The sequence below is a fragment of the Citrobacter telavivensis genome, assembly GCA_009363175.1.
Taxonomy (GTDB): Bacteria; Pseudomonadota; Gammaproteobacteria; order Enterobacterales; family Enterobacteriaceae; genus Citrobacter_A; species Citrobacter_A telavivensis.
Genome location: CP045205.1, coordinates 1,669,196 through 1,687,600 on the forward strand (window position 1 = coordinate 1,669,196; position 18,405 = coordinate 1,687,600).

16 protein-coding genes and 5 tRNA genes are annotated in these 18,405 nt (G+C 54.0%); 11 read left to right on the plus strand and 10 right to left on the minus strand.

The window, feature by feature from the left end:
- Nucleotides 1-26: 26 nt before the first annotated feature.
- From alaS to luxS, 11 genes are all read left to right on the plus strand, one after another.
- Nucleotides 27-2,654, plus strand: coding sequence for an alanine--tRNA ligase (alaS, locus tag GBC03_10085; GenBank protein ID QFS70537.1), 2,628 nt, complete (start codon nt 27-29; stop codon nt 2,652-2,654).
- A 363-nt stretch (nt 2,655-3,017) separates the two neighbouring features.
- Complete coding sequence (gene csrA / locus GBC03_10090; protein ID QFS70538.1) at nt 3,018-3,203, plus strand: carbon storage regulator CsrA; 186 nt, start codon at nt 3,018-3,020, stop codon at nt 3,201-3,203.
- A gap of 334 nt (nt 3,204-3,537) precedes the next feature.
- A tRNA-Ser gene (locus GBC03_10095) sits at nt 3,538-3,630 on the plus strand.
- A 3-nt stretch (nt 3,631-3,633) separates the two neighbouring features.
- Nucleotides 3,634-3,710 (plus strand) — tRNA-Arg (locus GBC03_10100).
- Nucleotides 3,711-3,772: 62 nt separating this feature from the next.
- Nucleotides 3,773-3,849, plus strand: a tRNA-Arg gene (locus GBC03_10105).
- A 61-nt stretch (nt 3,850-3,910) separates the two neighbouring features.
- Nucleotides 3,911-3,987, plus strand: a tRNA-Arg gene (locus GBC03_10110).
- Nucleotides 3,988-4,050: 63 nt separating this feature from the next.
- A tRNA-Arg gene (locus GBC03_10115) sits at nt 4,051-4,127 on the plus strand.
- A gap of 118 nt (nt 4,128-4,245) precedes the next feature.
- Complete coding sequence (yqaB, locus tag GBC03_10120) at nt 4,246-4,812, plus strand: fructose-1-phosphate/6-phosphogluconate phosphatase (GenBank protein ID QFS70539.1); 567 nt, start codon at nt 4,246-4,248, stop codon at nt 4,810-4,812.
- The gene (locus tag GBC03_10125) at nt 4,809-5,237 is read left to right on the plus strand and encodes a DedA family protein (GenBank protein QFS70540.1); all 429 of its coding nucleotides are present in this window, start codon (nt 4,809-4,811) and stop codon (nt 5,235-5,237) included. The genes yqaB and GBC03_10125 overlap by 4 nt, the downstream gene beginning before the upstream one ends.
- Nucleotides 5,238-5,315: 78 nt before the next feature.
- Nucleotides 5,316-6,872, plus strand: a complete 1,557-nt coding sequence (gene gshA / locus GBC03_10130; protein ID QFS70541.1) for a glutamate--cysteine ligase — start codon at nt 5,316-5,318, stop codon at nt 6,870-6,872.
- 148 nt (nt 6,873-7,020) lie between these two features.
- Nucleotides 7,021-7,536: an S-ribosylhomocysteine lyase gene (gene luxS, locus GBC03_10135; GenBank protein QFS70542.1), complete on the plus strand. Its 516-nt coding sequence runs from the start codon at nt 7,021-7,023 to the stop codon at nt 7,534-7,536.
- Between the two features lie 60 nt (nt 7,537-7,596).
- Here luxS and emrB read toward each other — a convergent pair whose 3' ends face one another.
- The 10 genes from emrB to nrdF all read right to left on the minus strand — a co-directional run bounded on the left by emrB (nt 7,597) and on the right by nrdF (nt 18,396).
- Nucleotides 7,597-9,135: a multidrug efflux MFS transporter permease subunit EmrB gene (gene emrB, locus GBC03_10140; GenBank protein QFS70543.1), complete on the minus strand. Its 1,539-nt coding sequence runs from the start codon at nt 9,133-9,135 to the stop codon at nt 7,597-7,599.
- A 15-nt stretch (nt 9,136-9,150) separates the two neighbouring features.
- Nucleotides 9,151-10,323, minus strand: coding sequence for a multidrug efflux MFS transporter periplasmic adaptor subunit EmrA (emrA, locus tag GBC03_10145; protein QFS70544.1), 1,173 nt, complete (start codon nt 10,321-10,323; stop codon nt 9,151-9,153).
- A gap of 124 nt (nt 10,324-10,447) precedes the next feature.
- Nucleotides 10,448-10,978, minus strand: coding sequence for a transcriptional repressor MprA (gene mprA / locus GBC03_10150; protein QFS70545.1), 531 nt, complete (start codon nt 10,976-10,978; stop codon nt 10,448-10,450).
- 90 nt (nt 10,979-11,068) lie between these two features.
- The gene (ygaH, locus tag GBC03_10155) at nt 11,069-11,404 is read right to left on the minus strand and encodes an L-valine transporter subunit YgaH (protein ID QFS70546.1); all 336 of its coding nucleotides are present in this window, start codon (nt 11,402-11,404) and stop codon (nt 11,069-11,071) included.
- Complete coding sequence (locus GBC03_10160) at nt 11,394-12,131, minus strand: branched-chain amino acid ABC transporter permease (GenBank protein ID QFS70547.1); 738 nt, start codon at nt 12,129-12,131, stop codon at nt 11,394-11,396. Before GBC03_10160 ends, ygaH begins: the two co-directional genes overlap by 11 nt.
- A 124-nt stretch (nt 12,132-12,255) precedes the next feature.
- Nucleotides 12,256-13,440, minus strand: a complete 1,185-nt coding sequence (locus GBC03_10165) for an MFS transporter (GenBank protein QFS70548.1) — start codon at nt 13,438-13,440, stop codon at nt 12,256-12,258.
- A gap of 197 nt (nt 13,441-13,637) precedes the next feature.
- Nucleotides 13,638-14,633, minus strand: coding sequence for a glycine betaine/L-proline ABC transporter substrate-binding protein ProX (gene proX / locus GBC03_10170; GenBank protein ID QFS70549.1), 996 nt, complete (start codon nt 14,631-14,633; stop codon nt 13,638-13,640).
- 188 nt (nt 14,634-14,821) lie between these two features.
- Nucleotides 14,822-15,886: a glycine betaine/L-proline ABC transporter permease ProW gene (proW, locus tag GBC03_10175; protein ID QFS70550.1), complete on the minus strand. Its 1,065-nt coding sequence runs from the start codon at nt 15,884-15,886 to the stop codon at nt 14,822-14,824.
- A complete protein-coding gene (gene proV / locus GBC03_10180) occupies nt 15,879-17,081 on the minus strand; it encodes a glycine betaine/L-proline ABC transporter ATP-binding protein ProV (protein ID QFS70551.1) in 1,203 nt (400 codons plus the stop codon). Before proV ends, proW begins: the two co-directional genes overlap by 8 nt.
- Before the next feature lie 355 nt (nt 17,082-17,436).
- On the minus strand, nt 17,437-18,396 hold the full coding sequence (gene nrdF / locus GBC03_10185) for a class 1b ribonucleoside-diphosphate reductase subunit beta (GenBank protein QFS70552.1): 960 nt from the start codon (nt 18,394-18,396) through the stop codon (nt 17,437-17,439).
- Nucleotides 18,397-18,405 lie beyond the last annotated feature (9 nt).

Consider the following 18,405-nt stretch of genomic DNA (forward strand, 5'->3'; position numbering starts at 1 on the left):
AAGTGTAGCTTGATTTCAGGATAATTATGAGCAAGAGCACCGCTGAGATCCGTCAGGCGTTTCTCGACTTTTTCCATAGTAAGGGACATCAGGTAGTTGCCAGCAGTTCCCTGGTTCCGAACAATGACCCCACTTTGTTGTTTACCAACGCCGGGATGAACCAGTTCAAGGACGTTTTCCTTGGGCTCGACAAGCGTAATTATTCCCGCGCAACCACGTCACAGCGTTGCGTGCGCGCGGGTGGTAAGCACAACGATCTGGAAAATGTTGGTTACACTGCACGTCACCATACCTTCTTCGAAATGCTGGGCAACTTCAGCTTCGGCGACTATTTCAAACATGACGCCATTCAATACGCGTGGGAACTGCTGACCGGTGAGAACTGGTTTGCCCTGCCGAAAGAGCGTCTGTGGGTGACCGTCTATGAAACAGACGATGAAGCCTATGAAATCTGGGAAAAAGAAGTAGGTATCCCTCGCGAGCGCATTATCCGCATCGGCGATAACAAAGGTGCGGCCTATGCGTCGGACAACTTCTGGCAGATGGGCGATACCGGTCCATGCGGTCCGTGCACCGAGATTTTCTACGATCATGGCGATCACATCTGGGGTGGTCCTCCGGGAAGCCCGGAAGAAGACGGCGATCGCTACATTGAGATCTGGAACATCGTCTTTATGCAGTTCAACCGTCAGGCTGACGGTACGATGGAGCCGCTGCCGAAGCCTTCCGTCGATACCGGTATGGGGCTGGAGCGTATTGCGGCTGTGCTGCAACACGTCAACTCCAACTACGAAATTGACCTGTTCCGTACGCTGATTGAAGCGGTAGCGAAAGTGACCGGTGCGACCGATCTGAGCAACAAGTCGCTGCGTGTGATTGCGGACCACATTCGTTCCTGTGCGTTCCTGATTGCCGATGGCGTGGTTCCGTCGAACGAAAACCGGGGCTATGTCCTGCGTCGCATCATTCGTCGCGCGGTACGTCATGGCAACATGCTGGGCGCGAAAGAGACCTTCTTCTACAAACTGGTGGGGCCACTGGTTGACGTCATGGGAGCGGCGGGCGAAGAACTGAAGCGTCAGCAGGCTCAGGTTGAGCAAGTACTGAAAACTGAAGAAGAGCAGTTTGCCCGTACGCTGGAGCGTGGCCTGGCACTGCTGGATGAAGAACTGGCGAAACTGTCAGGTGATACGCTGGATGGCGAAACGGCATTCCGTCTGTACGATACCTACGGTTTCCCGGTTGACCTGACGGCGGACGTTTGCCGCGAGCGCAACATCAAAGTGGATGAAGCCGGCTTTGAAGCCGCCATGGAAGAGCAGCGCCGTCGCGCCCGTGAAGCCAGCGGTTTTGGCGCGGACTATAACGCGATGATCCGCGTTGATAGCGCCTCTGAATTTAAAGGTTACGACCATCTGGAACTGAATGGCAAAGTGACTGCGCTGTTCGTCGATGGTAAAGCGGTGGATGCCATTAGTGCCGGTCAGGAAGCCGTTGTCGTACTGGATCAGACCCCATTCTATGCGGAATCCGGTGGTCAGGTTGGCGATAAAGGTGAACTGAAAGGCGCGGGCTTTACCTTTGCCGTAAGCGATACGCAAAAATATGGCCAGGCGATTGGTCATCTCGGCAAACTGTCTGCGGGCTCTCTGAAAGTGGGCGACGCGGTTCAGGCTGACGTAGATGAAGCGCGTCGTGCGCGTATTCGTCTGAACCACTCCGCCACGCACCTGATGCATGCGGCGCTGCGCCAGATTCTGGGCACGCACGTGGCGCAGAAAGGCTCGCTGGTCAACGACAAAGTACTGCGTTTCGACTTCTCACATAATGAAGCGATGAAACCTGCGGAAATCCGTGCGGTTGAAGACCTGGTAAATGCGCAAATTCGTCGCAACCTGCCGGTTGAAACCAACGTGATGGATCTGGAAGCGGCGAAAGCAAAAGGCGCAATGGCGCTGTTCGGCGAGAAATATGACGAACGCGTTCGTGTACTGAGCATGGGTGATTTCTCTACCGAACTGTGTGGCGGGACTCACGCCAGCCGTACGGGGGATATCGGTCTGTTCCGTATCATCTCCGAGTCCGGGACGGCGGCAGGGGTTCGTCGTATTGAAGCGGTAACGGGTGAGGGCGCTATTGCGACTGTGCATGCAGAAAGCGATCGCTTAACCGATATCGCACAGCTGTTGAAGGGCGATAGCCAGAACCTGGGCGACAAAGTACGTTCAGTACTGGAACGTACTCGTCAGCTCGAGAAAGAGCTTCAGCAGTTGAAAGAACAGGCTGCCGCGCAGGAAAGTGCAAATCTTTCCAGCAAAGCGGTTGATATCAATGGCGTTAAGCTGTTGGTGAGTGAGCTTGCAGGTGTTGAGCCGAAAATGTTACGTACCATGGTTGATGATCTGAAAAATCAACTGGGGTCGACAATTATCGTGCTGGCAACGGCAGCTGAAGGTAAGGTTTCTCTGATTGCGGGCGTGTCTAAGGACGTGACCGATCGTGTCAAAGCAGGGGAACTGGTCGGTATGGTCGCTCAGCAGGTGGGCGGTAAGGGTGGTGGTCGTCCGGACATGGCGCAAGCCGGTGGTACGGATGCGTCTGCTCTGCCTGCGGCGTTAGCCAGTGTGCAAGCCTGGGTCAGCGCAAAACTATAAAATATATACACAAAATCATTCAAGCTGCGTCAGGGCGGAAAGCGAATAAACCCCCGGAAGTGAACAGGTAGTTCGTGACCGGGGGAATGTGCGTAGCCAATGCTGAGACAGCCTGAAGGATGAAGTGTGTAAGCGTTAGCCGATGCCGTGGATAAGCATTCCGCGGCGTTTGCATCAACGTTGTCGACAACGATAAAGTCAGGTTGAAGTTGTGTATATCGGCTAAACTTAGGTTTAACAGAATGTGATGCCGTGACTGCTTACATGTAATGTGTTTGTCATCGCTTACTTTTTGGCGTTATATGATGGATAATGCCGGGATACAGAGAGACCCGACTCTTTTAATCTTTCAAGGAGCAAAGAATGCTGATTCTGACTCGTCGAGTTGGTGAGACCCTCATGATTGGAGATGAGGTCACCGTGACAGTTTTAGGGGTGAAGGGCAACCAGGTACGCATCGGCGTAAACGCCCCGAAAGAAGTTTCTGTCCATCGTGAAGAGATCTACCAGCGTATCCAGGCTGAAAAATCCCAGCAGTCCAGTTACTAAGGTTTCCGCGTCTCACCTGACCGGGTGAGGCGCAACCTGACGTCTTCGTAAATCCCTCTCTTTTTCGTTATGTTGTGACTCTTTTTCCCGTTCCGCGTCACTCTCCTGCAGTCGTAGGGCTTTTTCATTGTGGTAGTCAGTAGCCCCAGAGACCAATTTATCTGTTGATAAAACACTCTTTTTGCCGTTTTTGCAGACTAATTGAACGTGAAGTGTGCAAACGATAAAAGCTCAGGAAAAATTGTTTGACTTATAAGTCCCAGAAAGTAATATGTGCGCCACGCAGCGACGATGAGCAGAAACAAGTTCTTCGAAGCACTCGTAAGAGGCGTGTGGTGAGGTGGCCGAGAGGCTGAAGGCGCTCCCCTGCTAAGGGAGTATGCGGTCAAAAGCTGCATCCGGGGTTCGAATCCCCGCCTCACCGCCATTTGCATCCGTAGCTCAGCTGGATAGAGTACTCGGCTACGAACCGAGCGGTCGGAGGTTCGAATCCTCCCGGATGCACCATCTCTTACTTGATACGGCTTTAGTCGCGGTATCAAAATCTGCAGTAAAGTAAGTTTCCCGATGCATCCGTAGCTCAGCTGGATAGAGTACTCGGCTACGAACCGAGCGGTCGGAGGTTCGAATCCTCCCGGATGCACCATCTCTTACTTGATACCGCTTTTATGCAGTATCAATATCGGCAGTAAAATACGTTTTCCGATGCATCCGTAGCTCAGCTGGATAGAGTACTCGGCTACGAACCGAGCGGTCGGAGGTTCGAATCCTCCCGGATGCACCATCTATTACTCAGTATGGCGTTAACGCGATACTTGATATCAGCAGTAAATCAGCAAGTCCCGATGCATCCGTAGCTCAGCTGGATAGAGTACTCGGCTACGAACCGAGCGGTCGGAGGTTCGAATCCTCCCGGATGCACCATCTTCTCTCTTTATCCCCTCTGCATTAACACCCTGAACAATCCTCAGCATCGTCGTCAGCGACAAAATCCAGCAATTACGATAAAGTAACGTCTGTTTATTTGCCGGGTGAGAGTGCTATGTACGAACGTTATGCGGGTCTGATTTTCGATATGGATGGTACCCTTCTGGATACTGAACCGACGCACCGTAAGGCGTGGGTTGAAGTATTAGGTCGTTACGGTATGCACTTTGATCTTCAGGCGATGATTGCCCTTAACGGCTCAGCCACATGGCGGATTGCGCAGTCCATCATTGAGCTGAATCATGCGGATCTCGATCCCCACGCGTTAGCCCGTGAAAAAACCGACGCGGTAAAAATCATGCTCCTCGACAGCGTCGAGCCGCTGCCGCTGATTGAGGTGGTGAAAGCGTGGCATGGTCGTCGCCCGATGTCCGTCGGAACCGGCAGCGAAAGCGCGATCGCAGAGGCGCTGCTGGCCCATCTGGGGCTACGTCGCTATTTTGATGCCGTCGTTGCCGCCGATCATGTTCAGCACCATAAACCTGCGCCAGATACTTTCCTGCTCTGTGCAGAACGTATGGGTGTGCCCCCGGCGCAGTGCGTGGTATTCGAAGATGCTGATTTTGGTATCCAGGCCGCACGCGCCGCCGGAATGGATGCGGTGGACGTTCGACACTTGTGAGTGACGGACTGTCGCTCCTTTCATTGTTCGCCAGCAGTTTTCTCAGCGCTACGCTGTTGCCCGGCAACTCGGAAATCGTTTTGGTTGCCATGTTACTGGCCGGGCTCAGCCATCCCTGGGTCTTAGTCTTAACAGCAACAATGGGTAATAGCCTTGGAGGGTTAACTAACGTTATCCTTGGGCGTTTCTTTCCGCTGCGCAAGACATCGCGCTGGCAGGAGAAAGCCGCAGGCTGGCTTAAACGCTATGGTGCGGTCACACTATTATTAAGCTGGATGCCGGTTGTGGGTGATTTACTGTGCCTGTTAGCGGGATGGATGCGCCTCTCGTGGGGGCCGGTACTCTTTTTTTTATGCCTTGGTAAAGCGCTGCGCTATATTGTTGTCGCGGCGGCTACCGTTCAGGGCATTACCTGGTGGCACTAATTGTGCCTGGGGATTAGCCTTTAGGGTAACCACTACAATTATGCTAATTAATACGATTTTGACAGGCGGGAGGTCGATTTGATCCCGGACGTATCACAGGCACTGGCCTGGCTGGAAAAGCATCCTCAGGCATTACAGGGGATTCAGCGCGGGCTGGAGCGCGAAACATTGCGCGTGAATGCGGATGGCACGTTGGCGACAACGGGGCATCCTGAAGCGTTAGGCTCAGCGCTGACGCATAAATGGATAACCACGGATTTCGCTGAAGCGCTGCTGGAGTTTATTACGCCAGTAGACGGCGATATCCAGCATATGTTGACCTTCATGCGTGACCTGCATCGTTATACTGCCAGAAATATGGGCGATGAACGTATGTGGCCGCTGAGTATGCCTTGCTATATTGCTGAAGGTCAGGACATTGAACTGGCGCAATACGGCACCTCGAATATTGGTCGCATGAAAACGCTGTACCGTGAAGGGTTGAAAAACCGTTACGGTGCGCTGATGCAAACCATCTCCGGCGTACACTATAACTTCTCTCTGCCGATGGCATTCTGGCAGGCGAAGTGCGGCATTGTGGAAGGCGAAGAGGCAAAAGAGAAAATCTCTGCCGGCTATTTCCGCCTGATCCGCAACTATTACCGCTTCGGTTGGGTCATTCCTTATTTGTTTGGCGCGTCCCCGGCGATTTGCTCTTCCTTCCTGCAGGGTAAACCGACCACGCTGCCATTTGAGAAAACCGACTGTGGGATGTACTACCTGCCGTACGCGACCTCGTTGCGTCTGAGCGATCTGGGTTATACCAATAAGTCGCAAAGCAATCTCGGTATTACGTTTAACGATCTCTACGAATATGTGGCAGGATTGAAGCGGGCGATTAAAACGCCTTCTGAAGAGTATGCGGCGGTCGGGCTGGAAAAAGACGGTAAGCGTTTGCAAATCAACAGCAACGTGCTGCAGATTGAAAATGAGCTGTACGCGCCAATTCGTCCGAAACGTGTTACGCGTAGCGGTGAGTCGCCTTCAGATGCGCTTCTGCGCGGCGGTATCGAGTACATCGAAGTCCGCTCGCTGGATATCAACCCGTTCTCGCCAATCGGCGTGGACGAGCAGCAGGTGCGCTTCCTTGACCTGTTTATGGTCTGGTGCGTGCTGGCCGATGCGCCGGAAATGAGCAGCAGCGAGCTATTGTGTACGCGTACCAACTGGAATCGAGTGATTCTGGAAGGGCGTAAGCCGGGTCTGACGTTAGGCATCGGTTGTGAAACCGCGCAGTTCCCGTTGCCTGAAGTGGGCAAAGATTTGTTCCGCGATCTGAAACGCGTGGCGCAAACGCTGGACAGTATCCACGGGGGAGAGGATTATCAGAAAGTCTGCGACGAACTGGTCGCCTGTTTTGATAATCCGGAATTGACGTTCTCTGCACGTATTCTGCGGTCTATGCTTGATACAGGCATTGGCGGTACGGGCAAGGCGCTGGGCGAAGCTTATCGCAATCTGTTGCGTGAAGAGCCGCTGGAAATATTGCAGGAAGAAGACTTTGTGGCTGAATGTGACGCTTCAAAACGTCGCCAGCGTGAGGTTGAAGCAGCGGACACCGAGCCGTTTGACCGCTGGCTGGAAAAACAGGCCTGACAGAAAAGAAAAAGGCCACTCGTGAGTGGCCAAAATTTCATCTCTGAAAACAGGGATGATGATAACAAATGCGCGTCTTTCATATACTCAGACTCGCACCGGAACGAAGAGTTCAGTTTATTTTAAAAAAATTATCGGAGGTGGCTAAATGCCGTTGTTAGATAGCTTCACTGTCGATCATACCCGGATGGAAGCACCTGCAGTGCGCGTGGCGAAAACGATGAACACCCCGCATGGCGACGCCATTACCGTGTTTGATCTGCGTTTCTGCATTCCAAACAAAGAAGTGATGCCGGAAAAAGGGATTCACACGCTGGAGCATCTGTTCGCAGGCTTTATGCGTAATCACCTCAACGGCAATGGTGTCGAGATTATCGATATCTCCCCAATGGGTTGCCGTACCGGTTTCTATATGAGCCTGATTGGGACGCCTGACGAGCAGCGTGTAGCCGATGCCTGGAAAGCGGCGATGGCTGACGTGCTAAAAGTTCAGGACCAGAATCAGATCCCGGAACTGAACGTCTACCAGTGCGGCACTTATCAGATGCACTCACTGAGCGAAGCACAGGACATTGCGCGTCATATCCTGGAACACGACGTTCGCGTCAACAGCAATGAAGAGCTGGCGCTGCCGAAAGAGAAGTTGCAGGAACTGCACATTTAGTTGTGTGATGACTGACAAAAAAAGCCCGTTCAGTTGAACGGGCTTTTTTATCACTATTACCTAGTGCGCGCCACCGCCGCCGCCACCCGCACCAAACGGGGGTTTAGCGAACCAGACCAGACCGAGCAGTACGAGGAAGATCCCCGCCGACATCCAGAAGATCTCGTTAGCCGAAATAATCAGCCCCTGATTGGTGATCTGCTGGGCTATCCAGCCTGACGCCTGCTGCTGCGTCATGCCCAGTCCCTGTAGCTGATCGTACATTGCCTGCGCGTTCGGGTTATACGGATTCACCGACTCGGTTAACTGCGCGTGGTGCATCGACTCCCGGTTGGTCCACATGGTGGTCGTAATCGATGTCCCGATTGACCCCGCCAGCGTTCGTGTAAAGTTAGACAAGCTCGATGCTGCCGCCAGGCGTTCAGGCGGTAAGCCAGACAGCGTGATGGTCGTCAGCGGCATAAAGAAGCACGCCACCGCAAAGCCCTGAATAAACTGCGGCCAGGCAGACGCGCCGAAGTCCATTCCCGGTTCAAACGTCCACGCACGCCAGTAAAAGCAGACGGCGTACATAATAAAGCTGAACGTCACCAGCCTGCGCATATCCAGCTTATGGGCAAAGCGGCCAATAATCGGCGACAGGATCACCGGAATGATCCCCACCGGTGCGGACGCCAGACCTGCCCACGTCGCGGTATAGCCGTAGACCTCCTGCAAGAGCTGCGGCAGCAGAACAATCGCCCCGAAGTACAGCATATAGGCCAGACTGATACACAAACAGCCGATGGTAAAGTTTCGCGACTTAAAGAGCGAGAGATCGACAATGGGGTTGTCGTCGGTGAGCTCCCAGACAATCAGGAAGCTAATGGCGACCACCGCCACCACGGTCAGAATGACGATTTCCTGCGAGGCGAACCAGTCCAGCTCTTTCCCCCGGTCGAGCATAATCTGCAAGCTACCAATACCAATCACCAGCAGCGCCAGCCCGATGGCATCAATCCGTCGCTGTTCGGTACGCGTTTCGCGACCGCGCAGGGTTTGCAGCGTCATCAAAACCACCACAATACCGATCGGCACGTTGATAAAGAAGATCCAGCCCCAGTGATAGTTATCGCTGATATAGCCGCCCAGAATCGGGCCGCAAATCGGCGCGACGATCACCGTCATTGACCACAGCGCCAGCGCAATGGAGCGCTTCGCGGGCGGGTAGTTATTGAGCAGCAGACTTTGCGAAAGCGGGATCAGCGGCCCGGCGACCACCCCCTGAACGACACGGAAGAAGATCAGCATGTTCAGGCTGTTGGAGACGCCGCACGCCCATGAGGCAATGGCAAACGCCACCGTTGACCACATGAACAGCTTCACTTCCCCGACGCGCTTTGCCAGCCAACCGGTGATGGGAATCGAGATGGCGTTCGCCACCCCGAAAGAGGTGATCACCCACGTCCCCTGGCTCAGCGATGAGCCGAGGTTCCCGGCGATAGTGGGGATCGCCACGTTAGCAATGGTGGAGTCCAGCACCTGCATGAATGTCGCCAGCGACAGCGCAATCGTCATAATGACGAGCTGCGCGCCCTCCAGCGGTTTTTGCTGTTGCATCACACGCACCTCAGATTAGCCTGCGTTGGCCTGCACAATCTCTTCGATCAGCTTGTTGACCGGGGCAAGGCTGATTTCACGGGCGTTACTCTCAGACACCGGCGTGGTGCGAACCTGGCTGGCCAGCACCTGACCGTCGCGATTCGCAGTATCGACGGTGACGAGCGTCGATAAACCAATCCGCAGCGGATGCTGCGCCAACTGCTGGGCGTCCAGTTCGATACGCACGGGCAGTCGCTGAACCACTTTGATCCAGTTACCGGTCGCGTTCTGTGCGGGCAGCAGGGAGAAGGCGCTGCCGGTCCCCATATCAAGACCCACCACTTTACCGGTGTATTTAACGTCATCGCCGTAGATATCACTGATGACCGTGGCCGGTTGGCCGATACGCATATGGGCAAGCTGCGTCTCTTTGAAGTTGGCATCAACCCACAGATTGGTGGCCGGAACCACGGCCATCAGCGGCGTCGTGGGGCTGATCTGTGCGCCAGGCTGCACGGCGCGACGAGAAACGTAGCCGGTCATCGGACTGACGATTTTGGTTCGTTCCAGCGCCAGCCAGGCGTTACGCACTTCGGTGGCGGCCTGTTGGACGGCAGGCTGATCTTCGAGTTTGCTGTCCAGAATCATCGCCTGATTCGCGTTGTATTGCTGAATGGCAACATCAAGCTGTGCCTGCGCGCTGGCCACGGCATCACGCGCGTGTTGCAGTTCTTCGCGGCCGATCAGGTTAGCGTTGCCGAGCGGTACGCGACGGTTAAAATCGCTTTGCGCCTGGGCGAGGGCAGTTTTCTGCACCTCAATGTTCGCCTGCAACTGTTTGCTGTTGATCATTAACTGATGCGTCTGACGAACGCTGGAGGCCAGCGCGGTCTTCGCTTTTTCAAATGCCTGTCTGGCATCCGTCTGATCGAGCGTGACGAGAACGTCACCCTGTTTAACAAAGTCAGTGTTATCCGCCCAGACTTTCGTCACGCTGCCGGATACCTGTGCCATGATTTGAACCTGGTTCCCTGCCACGTACGCATCATCGGTCTCTTCGACATGACGCAGTACCAAAAACCAATAGATCCCATATGCCACGGCAATAATGATAAAGAGCAAGGTCAGGAGGAGTAGCGTACTTTTACGTTTGCTTTTCTTCTTAACCGGTTGCTGCGGGGTTTGAGTCTCCGCATTTGCGCTCATGTTGTTCTCCACGATCTTATTTTTTCGTCGGCTGGGCCGAGCTGTTTACCAGAAAGGCCAGCACGTTCAGGTGCTGGCCAGTCAGTTTTCTTTCTTAATCTGGATTATTGAGCGAGTCGACGCGTTAGCTCAGCGCCTCAAGGATAGCACCATCCTGGTCCATCTGATCGAGACGCGTCAGAAGCTTACGGGTGATGTGCTCAAGCTGTTCTTTTTCTGCAGTGCTAAGAGAGGACCACAGTTGATGCAGGCAGTTATGCTGCGGCGGTAATACCTCGCGCAAAAAAGCATGGCCTTTATCGGTTAACTGCAGATGCAGGCAACGACGATCGTTGTCGCTTTCACGGCGCTCGATCCAACCGCGCTTTTCCAGCTCATCAGCGATACGTGTCGCGTTAGTACGCGATGACCCCAGGGCACAGCTCAGTTCAGAAGGCTGAATGCTGTGGTTTTCCTGAGACTCCAGCGTAATCAACGCCATAAACAACGTCTCGTTAATCCCTTGAGCTTTCAGCATTTTATTGCGATTATCCAGCAGCTTTCCTTGCATATGCATGCAAAGACGAGTCAGCAGAATTTCCTGATAAGGAAAATCCTCGTGGCGGCTGGCGCGAAATTTTAGCATTTGTTCAATGGGCGTAAACGAACTATCCATTTGGGCATGACCTCATTAATTTCAGCCGATATAGTAACGACAGTGACAAATAAAGTAAATGTATTATTAAATTAAAATGATTCTTGTATCCTATAAAACCGCCAACATTTTCCACGCTAATCCATAGGCCAGAGCACTTAATAGCGTGGGAACAATGATGCTGCGCGTTTTATAAAAACTTGCACCCAGTACAGCAAAACCCGCGAGCGTCGGCACGAAGCGACTGGCGTCGTGCATTACCTCAGGGGCGGTTGACACAACCAGCAGGGCGCAAATTGATGCTATGCCGATGGTGTCGAGTAGTACGCCGGTTGCGCCTCGCTTGCCCGGACGAGTATTTCCCATCTTCAGACGCAGCGGTAAATAGCGAAACCCATAATTCACACAGCCGACCAGCAACCCGAGTAGCAGTACCTCATAGCGCATCGGGAACCCCTTGCCAGAAAGCCTGGATCAGCGCGGTCAGACAGCCGCACACAATCCCCGCAAGAATCGCGGCGGGGATGGAAAATAGCGTCACGCCCGCCAGTGCGCCAGCGAGTGCGGCGGTCACGCACAGGGACTGTTTGCGCTGGAATGACGCCAGCAGAAAACTCATAAACAGCGCGGGCAGCATAAACCCGAGCGCCGCTTCGACCGCCGGGAATCCTTTCAATAAACCGCTGCCGGAAAAGGCACCGATTACTGTTCCCAGCACCCATGAAGCCCAGGAGCAAAATGCAATGCCGATCATCCAGTTTTCGCTCCAGCGACGGTTATCCCGTACCAGCTTTGCGGTGGCCGCGGCAAAGACTTCGTCAGTGAGGCCAAAAGCCCATAAGGCGGTTTTCGGTTTACTGAGTTTTTGGGCGATACGACTGCGCAGGGAAGGGCCGTATAAGACATGGCGTACATCCATCGCCATGACGGTCAGGGCGGCAACCCATAATGTGCTGCCTGCGGCGAGCATGGTTGTGATAACGAACTGACTGGCACCAGCATAAATAATGCAGGAAAAAAATACGCTTTCAAGCGGGCTAAACCCGAGACGGGTGGCATTGAGACCAAATGCAAAGGCAACAGGAATATAACTGATGACGATGGGTAAACTGTCTTTGAATCCTTCCGCACAGGTCGCCGGAGGGGTATTGGGCAGAGAAGCGGGCCTTTCCATAGAATTTTGCGCGTTATCACCAATGTTAAAATTATCAGGGCTAATAATCCCTATCACCTTAACAGACTGGGGGGCTCCTTAACACCCTCAGGAGCCCAAACGAGCGCAAACGCTTGCTGAGCGTTTAAATTGCGGCTTCTTGTCGGTGAAATCCTCGCCACCAGACCAGCAGGTTCAGTACGGCAACGGTCGACCCTGCCAGACAAACGCCCAGCCATCCGGCATGCTGCCAGGCCGAGGCGGAGATTAACGACCCTGCGGCCCCGCCGATAAAGTAACTGGTCATATACCCTGCGGTCAGGCGGTTTCGCGCCTGCGGATAAAGACGATAAATCACCGTCTGGTTAGTGATGTGAACCCCCTGAACGGTAAGGTCCAGTACCAGGATCCCGACAATCAGCGCCAGTACCGAGGCGTGTCCCAACCAGATAGCTAACCAGGAGAGCAGTAGCAGCAGCAGGCCCCAGGTCGTGGTGAGATGAGAATGCCCTTTATCCGCAAGACCGCCAGCCGGACGTGCGCCGAGCGCGCCAGCGGCACCCGCCAGCCCAAACAGGCCAATCATCCCTTCGGAATAGTTAAACGGCGGGGCGGCGAGTAAAAAGGCCATTGAGGTCCAGAGAATGCTGAAGTTGGCGAAGGTCAGGCAGCCCAGTAGCGCACGTGTGCGCAGCAGTTTATCGCGGGTAAACAGACTGAATACGGAACCCAGCAGTTGCGGGTAGTTCAGATGGGTGTCGGACTTCACCTTTGGCAAGCCGCGCCACAGGGCGATAGCCATCAGCGCCATCAATATGGAGGCGACCCAAAAGACGGTACGCCAGCCGCCGAGATTCGCCAGCAGGCCCGCCACGGTACGCGCCAGTAGAATGCCCAGCAGCAGTCCGCTCATGATGGTTCCGACCACTTTGCCGCGTTTATCGGGTGTGGCAAGCGTCGCCGCCAGCGGCACCAGTATCTGTGCTACCACGGAAAAGAGCCCGGTCAGCGCCGTGCCGAGGAGCATCATCGCCAGCGACTGACTGCTGGCGGTAATGAGCATCCCGCCCGCCGCCAGCAGCGTCATGGAGACGATCAGCGTCCGGCGTTCAAACATATCGCCAAGTGGAACCAGCAACAGCAAACCGGCGGCGTAGCCCAGTTGCGCTGCGGTGACGATAAACCCGGCCGAGCTGGCGGAAAGCGAGAAGTTGCGTGCGATGGTATCGAGCAGCGGTTGTGCATAGTAGTTGCTGGCGACGGCCAGACCGGTTGCCACAGACATAAGAACGATCAGTGCTGGGCTCAGCCCGTGAGAGGTTTTTGTCATTATGTTCGCAATCGTGAGTCAGGTGATGATTTCTTAGGGAATCAATCATAGCGGACATTTATGAATGCGGGGGATTTGTTGCGTGCCGGATTGTGCGGTCAAGTGGGAGTAGGGAGTAGGGAGTAGGGAGTAGGGAGTAGGGAGTAGGGAGTAGGCCGGATAAGCGCATCGCGCGCCATCCGGCATTCAGGAGGGGATTACTTCTGCGCAGCCAGCGCGTCGTTCACCCAACCGTCGAACTGCTGCTGGTGGGCTTTGATCCAGCCGTCAACGTGACCCTGTACGTCAGCTTCCGACGCTTTACCGTCATGCATCATCGCGTTCTGCGCGTTGATATCCGCCAGCGGCAGTTTCATGATGGCAAACAGTTTCGCCGCCGCCGGGTTTTTCTCAGCCCAGGCTTTGTTGGCAACGATGTGCATGGTGTTTACCGGGAAGCCATAGTTCGCGCCATTCGGCAGTTTGGTATCGATATCTTTCTGTTCGCCCGGCAGCGAGGAGAACGGCACCTGCAACCAGACCACATCTTTGCCCGGCTTCATCACGTCGCTCACCCAGTAAGGCGTCCAGGTGTAATAGAGGATTGGTTTGCCTTCTTTAAAGCGGGTGATGGTATCGGCCATCATCGCTGCATAGTTACCGTGGCTGACGTCGACGGTTTTTTCCAGATCAAACGCTTTGTTCTGGTGGTTAATCACCGCTTCACAACCCCATCCCGGCGAGCAGCCCATCATATCCGCTTTACCGTCGCCATTGGTGTCGAAGATTTTGGCGATTTTGGGGTCTTTCAACTGGGCGATATTGGTGATTTTGTACTGCTCAGCGGTTTTCTTATCGATCAGATAACCTTGCGCGGCGCCGGTGACAAACGTGCCTTCGCGCCAGAACTTTTTGTCCCCGCCTGCCGCAGAATACATATCATCGTGCAGCGGCTGCCAGTTCACGGCGGTAAAGGTGGCATCGCCGGAAGCAATAGAGGTGTAGCCCACGTTATAATCGACTTCGCTCGGTTTGTTTACGGTATAACCCAGTTTCTCCAGTGCGCGGCTCACCAGCAGCGTCTGGAAGGTTTCTTCGGTGATGGTGCTCTGTACCGGTTGGACGGTAATGCCTTTGCCTGGCAGGTCGGCAGCGAAAGCGCTGGTAGAGACAAGGGTGGCAAACGCTGTGGCAATAATCATCTTCTGTCGCATCGTTGTTCCTTATTACACTTCATCCTTCAGGTTGCTTCTTTGTTGGCTGCACTCATGCACCCCAGTCACGTACTGCGTGTACGTTCCTGGGGATACCTTCGTTTGCCGCCTCGATGCAACATGAATGATTTTGTGTAAGTTCATGAGTGTAGGCCCGGTAAGCGCAGCGCCACCGGGCAACAGGTGAATTATTTAGTGAAAGGGCGCGTGATGAGCCCAATGGGGCCGGTGGTGTACCAGCGACGATTACCCCGACTACGGGAGTCGCGACCCACGGCCTGAGTCAGACGGTCCAGAATGATAGCGAGGATCACAATGCCGACCCCACCAACGGTAGCCAGTCCCATGTCGAGACGACCGATACCGCGCAATACCATCTGGCCCAGGCCACCGACGGCAATCATGGAGGCGATCACGACCATCGAGAGGGCAAGCATGAGTGTCTGGTTGACCCCTGCCATAATGGTTGGCATCGCCAGCGGTAGCTGAACTTTGAACAGCATTTGACGCGGGCTGGCCCCGAACGAACGTGACGCTTCGATCAGATCGGCTGGAACCTGGTTAATCCCGAGGATCGTCAGACGCACAATCGGCGGTAGCGCAAAGATGATCGTCACGACTACTCCCGGCACGTTACCGATGCCGAACAGCATCACAATCGGTACCAGATAGACGAACGCTGGCGTCGTCTGCATGGCGTCGAGCAGCGGACGAACGATCTTCGCCGCCCGTGGACTGCGTGCCAGCCAGATCCCCATCGGCAAACCGATCACCACGCAAAACAGCAGGGCGGTCAACACCAGTGCCAGCGTAATCATCGCCTGCGACCAGGCACCGATAGCGCCGATTGCAATCAGGGAAATCAGCGTCGCTACGCCCATTCCGACGCCGGAAATCTGCCAGGCGATCAGCGCGAAAATGAGAATCGCCACCGGAGCCGGCATTCCCAGCAGCAGTTGCTGGAAACCGTTAAGGATGTAATCCACCGGCACACGAATGCCCTGGAAGAGGGGACGAAAATGGGTGACTACCCAGTCAATTCCTTCGGTAACCCAACTGTCGAGCGGGATCAGCGTTTTATGGAACGGATCCATAATATTGAAATGCTCTGGTGCAGGCGCTGGCGCGCTGGTCAGCCAGTCTGCGCTGCCGCTATCGGCAGGCGTCCCTGACGGCGTGCCCCAGGCGTCAGCGGATTGTGCGGCGCTATCGGCCGCCGGTGCGGTATCCCACGGATTGGATTGATCAGCCATTGTTTGTCCCCTCGCGATCTAAAGCCTGTAGCAGCATGCGTTTTGAAATAATGCCGACATACTGTTGTTCCTCATCGACAACCGGCACCGCGCACGGCGCCTGTCCGACATGAGAGAGCAACTCGCTAAGCGGGGTTTGCGCATCCACGGCCAATGGCTCGTCGATCAGCGCCCCTTCCATGCCCTGGGCCTGGGCTAATGCCGCCTTTAATGAGTCGATGGAGACCACACCAACAAACTTATTGCCGCGTTCGATGACGTAACCGTATTCCCGGTCTTCATCCTGCAATAATTTCAGGGCAGAACGGGGGCCAAAGCCCGGCGTTTTACGAATCAGTCCGACCGGGCTACGGCGGGCAATATCTTTCGCGCTAAAGACCTGGCTAATATCGACGCCACGGAAGAAGGTGCGGACATAATCGTTCGCCGGATTATTCAAAATTTCATCCGGTGTACCGACCTGAACCACTTCACCATTCTGCATAATGGCAATTCGGTCGCCAATACGCATCGCTTCATCGAGATCGTGGGAAATAAAGACCACGGTTCGCTGATGTTTTGCCTGCAGTTTTACCAGTTCATCCTGCATCTCGGTACGAATTAAGGGATCAAGCGCGGAGAAGGCTTCATCCATTAATAAGATGTCAGGGTTAATGGCTAATGCACGGGCGAGCCCGACACGCTGACGCATCCCGCCGGAAAGTTCATCCGGATAGCCGTGGGCGTAATTCTCAAGTCCCACCTGACGCAGGGCGTCCAGCGCTTTTTCGCGACGTTCCTCAGCGCTTACGCCGGCTAATTCCATGCCGAATGCCGTATTGTCCAGAACGGTCATGTGCGGCATGAGCGCAAATGACTGGAAAACCATCGCAATCTTTTTTCTGCGCACCTCGCGGAGTTCGGCATCCGATATTTTTGCGATATCAACGCCGTCGATCAGTACCTGTCCACGGGTGGGTTCAATCAGGCGATTGAGAAGGCGTACCATTGTGGATTTACCCGAACCGGATAATCCCATGATGACAAATATCTCGCCTTCTTCAATGGCCAGACTGGCGTCTTTAACGCCAAGCGATAGCCCTGTTTTTTCCAGAATTTGTTCTTTTGAAAGTCCTTTTTCAATATATTTGAAGGCGCGCTGCGGATGCTCTCCAAATACTTTATATAGATTCTTAACTTCTAATTTAATTGCCATGCAATAGAAAGATTCCTGTTATTTATATATGTCGATATGTTACCTGATAGAAATAGTCACCTTTTTCTACCCTAACATACTGAGAATCTGAGACAACCCTGAATGTGAAATGAGGCTAAATAGGGTAGAAGGCAAATTGCCGGGACTTCCCATGATATAAGGGCTGAGAGCAAACCACGGCCGGTGAATATTTTTTGTAAGGACCACTGGAAAGGCGCCTGAATTTAGAAAATTCAGGCGAATATGGCAACAGCTATTGAGTGTAGATCACCCTGAAATAGTTGGGTGATAAAAACGTGATCTGCTTAAAATATTAACTTCATTATTGTAGTGATATTCCCCATATTAATTTGCGTTAAAAATTCCAGTCTTCGTCTTCCGTTTCGACGGCTTTACCCATCACGTATGACGACCCCGAGCCAGAGAAAAAGTCGTGGTTTTCGTCGGCATTGGGCGAAAGCGCAGCCAGGATCGCCGGGTTCACCTCCGCCATTTCCGCCGGGAACAGCGCCTCGTAGCCCAGGTTCATTAACGCCTTGTTGGCGTTGTAACAGAGGAACGCGTTAACATCCTCAGCCCAACCGGTGTTGGCATACAGTTCTTCGGTATAACGGACTTCGTTATCGTACAGCTCCATCAGCAGTTCGAGAGTAAAATCCTTCAGCTCATCACGCCTGGATTGAGACAATTTTTCCAGTCCTTTCTGGTACTTATAACCAATGTAATAACCATGAACCGCTTCATCACGAATGATCAACCGGATCAGATCGGCGGTGTTGGTGAGCTTGCCACGGCTGGAGAAATACATCGGCAGCCAGAAACCGGAATAAAACAGGAAGGATTCCAGAAACACGCTGGCAATCTTTTTCTTTAAGGGGTCGTCGCTGGCGTAATGTGCGAGGATAATTTGTGCCTTCTGCTGTAACGGCGCATTTTCCTCACTCCAGGCGTAGGCGGCGTCGACATCTTTAGTCTGGCACAGCGTAGAGAAGATGGAACTGTAGGAACGGGCGTGCACCGCTTCCATAAAACAGATGTTCGACAGCACCGCCTCCTCGTGCGGCGTCAGCGAATCCGCCATCAGCGACGGAGCGCCGGCGATGTTCTGGATGGTGTCGAGCAGCGTCAACCCGGTAAAGACGCGGATGGTAAGCTGCTGCTCGGCGGTGCTCAGGCCTTGCCACGCCGGAATATCGTTAGACAACGGCACTTTTTCCGGCAGCCAGAAGTTGCTGGTCAGGCGGTTCCATACTTCCAGATCCTTGTCATCCTGAATCTTATTCCAGTTGATGGCGCTCACGCGTGATAATGTCATACCGCTCTC

Bases quoted from the DNA above. Each gene is read 5' to 3' on its own strand.
- alaS (QFS70537.1), top strand. From the start codon at position 27: ATGAGCAAGAGCACCGCTGAGATCCGTCAGGCGTTTCTCGACTTTTTC.
- csrA (QFS70538.1), top strand. From the start codon at position 3,018: ATGCTGATTCTGACTCGTCGAGTTGGTGAGACCCTCATGATTGGAGAT.
- yqaB (QFS70539.1), top strand. From the start codon at position 4,246: ATGTACGAACGTTATGCGGGTCTGATTTTCGATATGGATGGTACCCTT.
- luxS (QFS70542.1), top strand. From the start codon at position 7,021: ATGCCGTTGTTAGATAGCTTCACTGTCGATCATACCCGGATGGAAGCA.
- emrB (QFS70543.1), bottom strand. From the start codon at position 9,135: ATGCAACAGCAAAAACCGCTGGAGGGCGCGCAGCTCGTCATTATGACG.
- emrA (QFS70544.1), bottom strand. From the start codon at position 10,323: ATGAGCGCAAATGCGGAGACTCAAACCCCGCAGCAACCGGTTAAGAAG.
- mprA (QFS70545.1), bottom strand. From the start codon at position 10,978: ATGGATAGTTCGTTTACGCCCATTGAACAAATGCTAAAATTTCGCGCC.
- ygaH (QFS70546.1), bottom strand. From the start codon at position 11,404: ATGCGCTATGAGGTACTGCTACTCGGGTTGCTGGTCGGCTGTGTGAAT.
- GBC03_10160 (QFS70547.1), bottom strand. From the start codon at position 12,131: ATGGAAAGGCCCGCTTCTCTGCCCAATACCCCTCCGGCGACCTGTGCG.
- GBC03_10165 (QFS70548.1), bottom strand. From the start codon at position 13,440: ATGACAAAAACCTCTCACGGGCTGAGCCCAGCACTGATCGTTCTTATG.
- proX (QFS70549.1), bottom strand. From the start codon at position 14,633: ATGCGACAGAAGATGATTATTGCCACAGCGTTTGCCACCCTTGTCTCT.
- proW (QFS70550.1), bottom strand. From the start codon at position 15,886: ATGGCTGATCAATCCAATCCGTGGGATACCGCACCGGCGGCCGATAGC.
- proV (QFS70551.1), bottom strand. From the start codon at position 17,081: ATGGCAATTAAATTAGAAGTTAAGAATCTATATAAAGTATTTGGAGAG.
- nrdF (QFS70552.1), bottom strand. From the start codon at position 18,396: ATGACATTATCACGCGTGAGCGCCATCAACTGGAATAAGATTCAGGAT.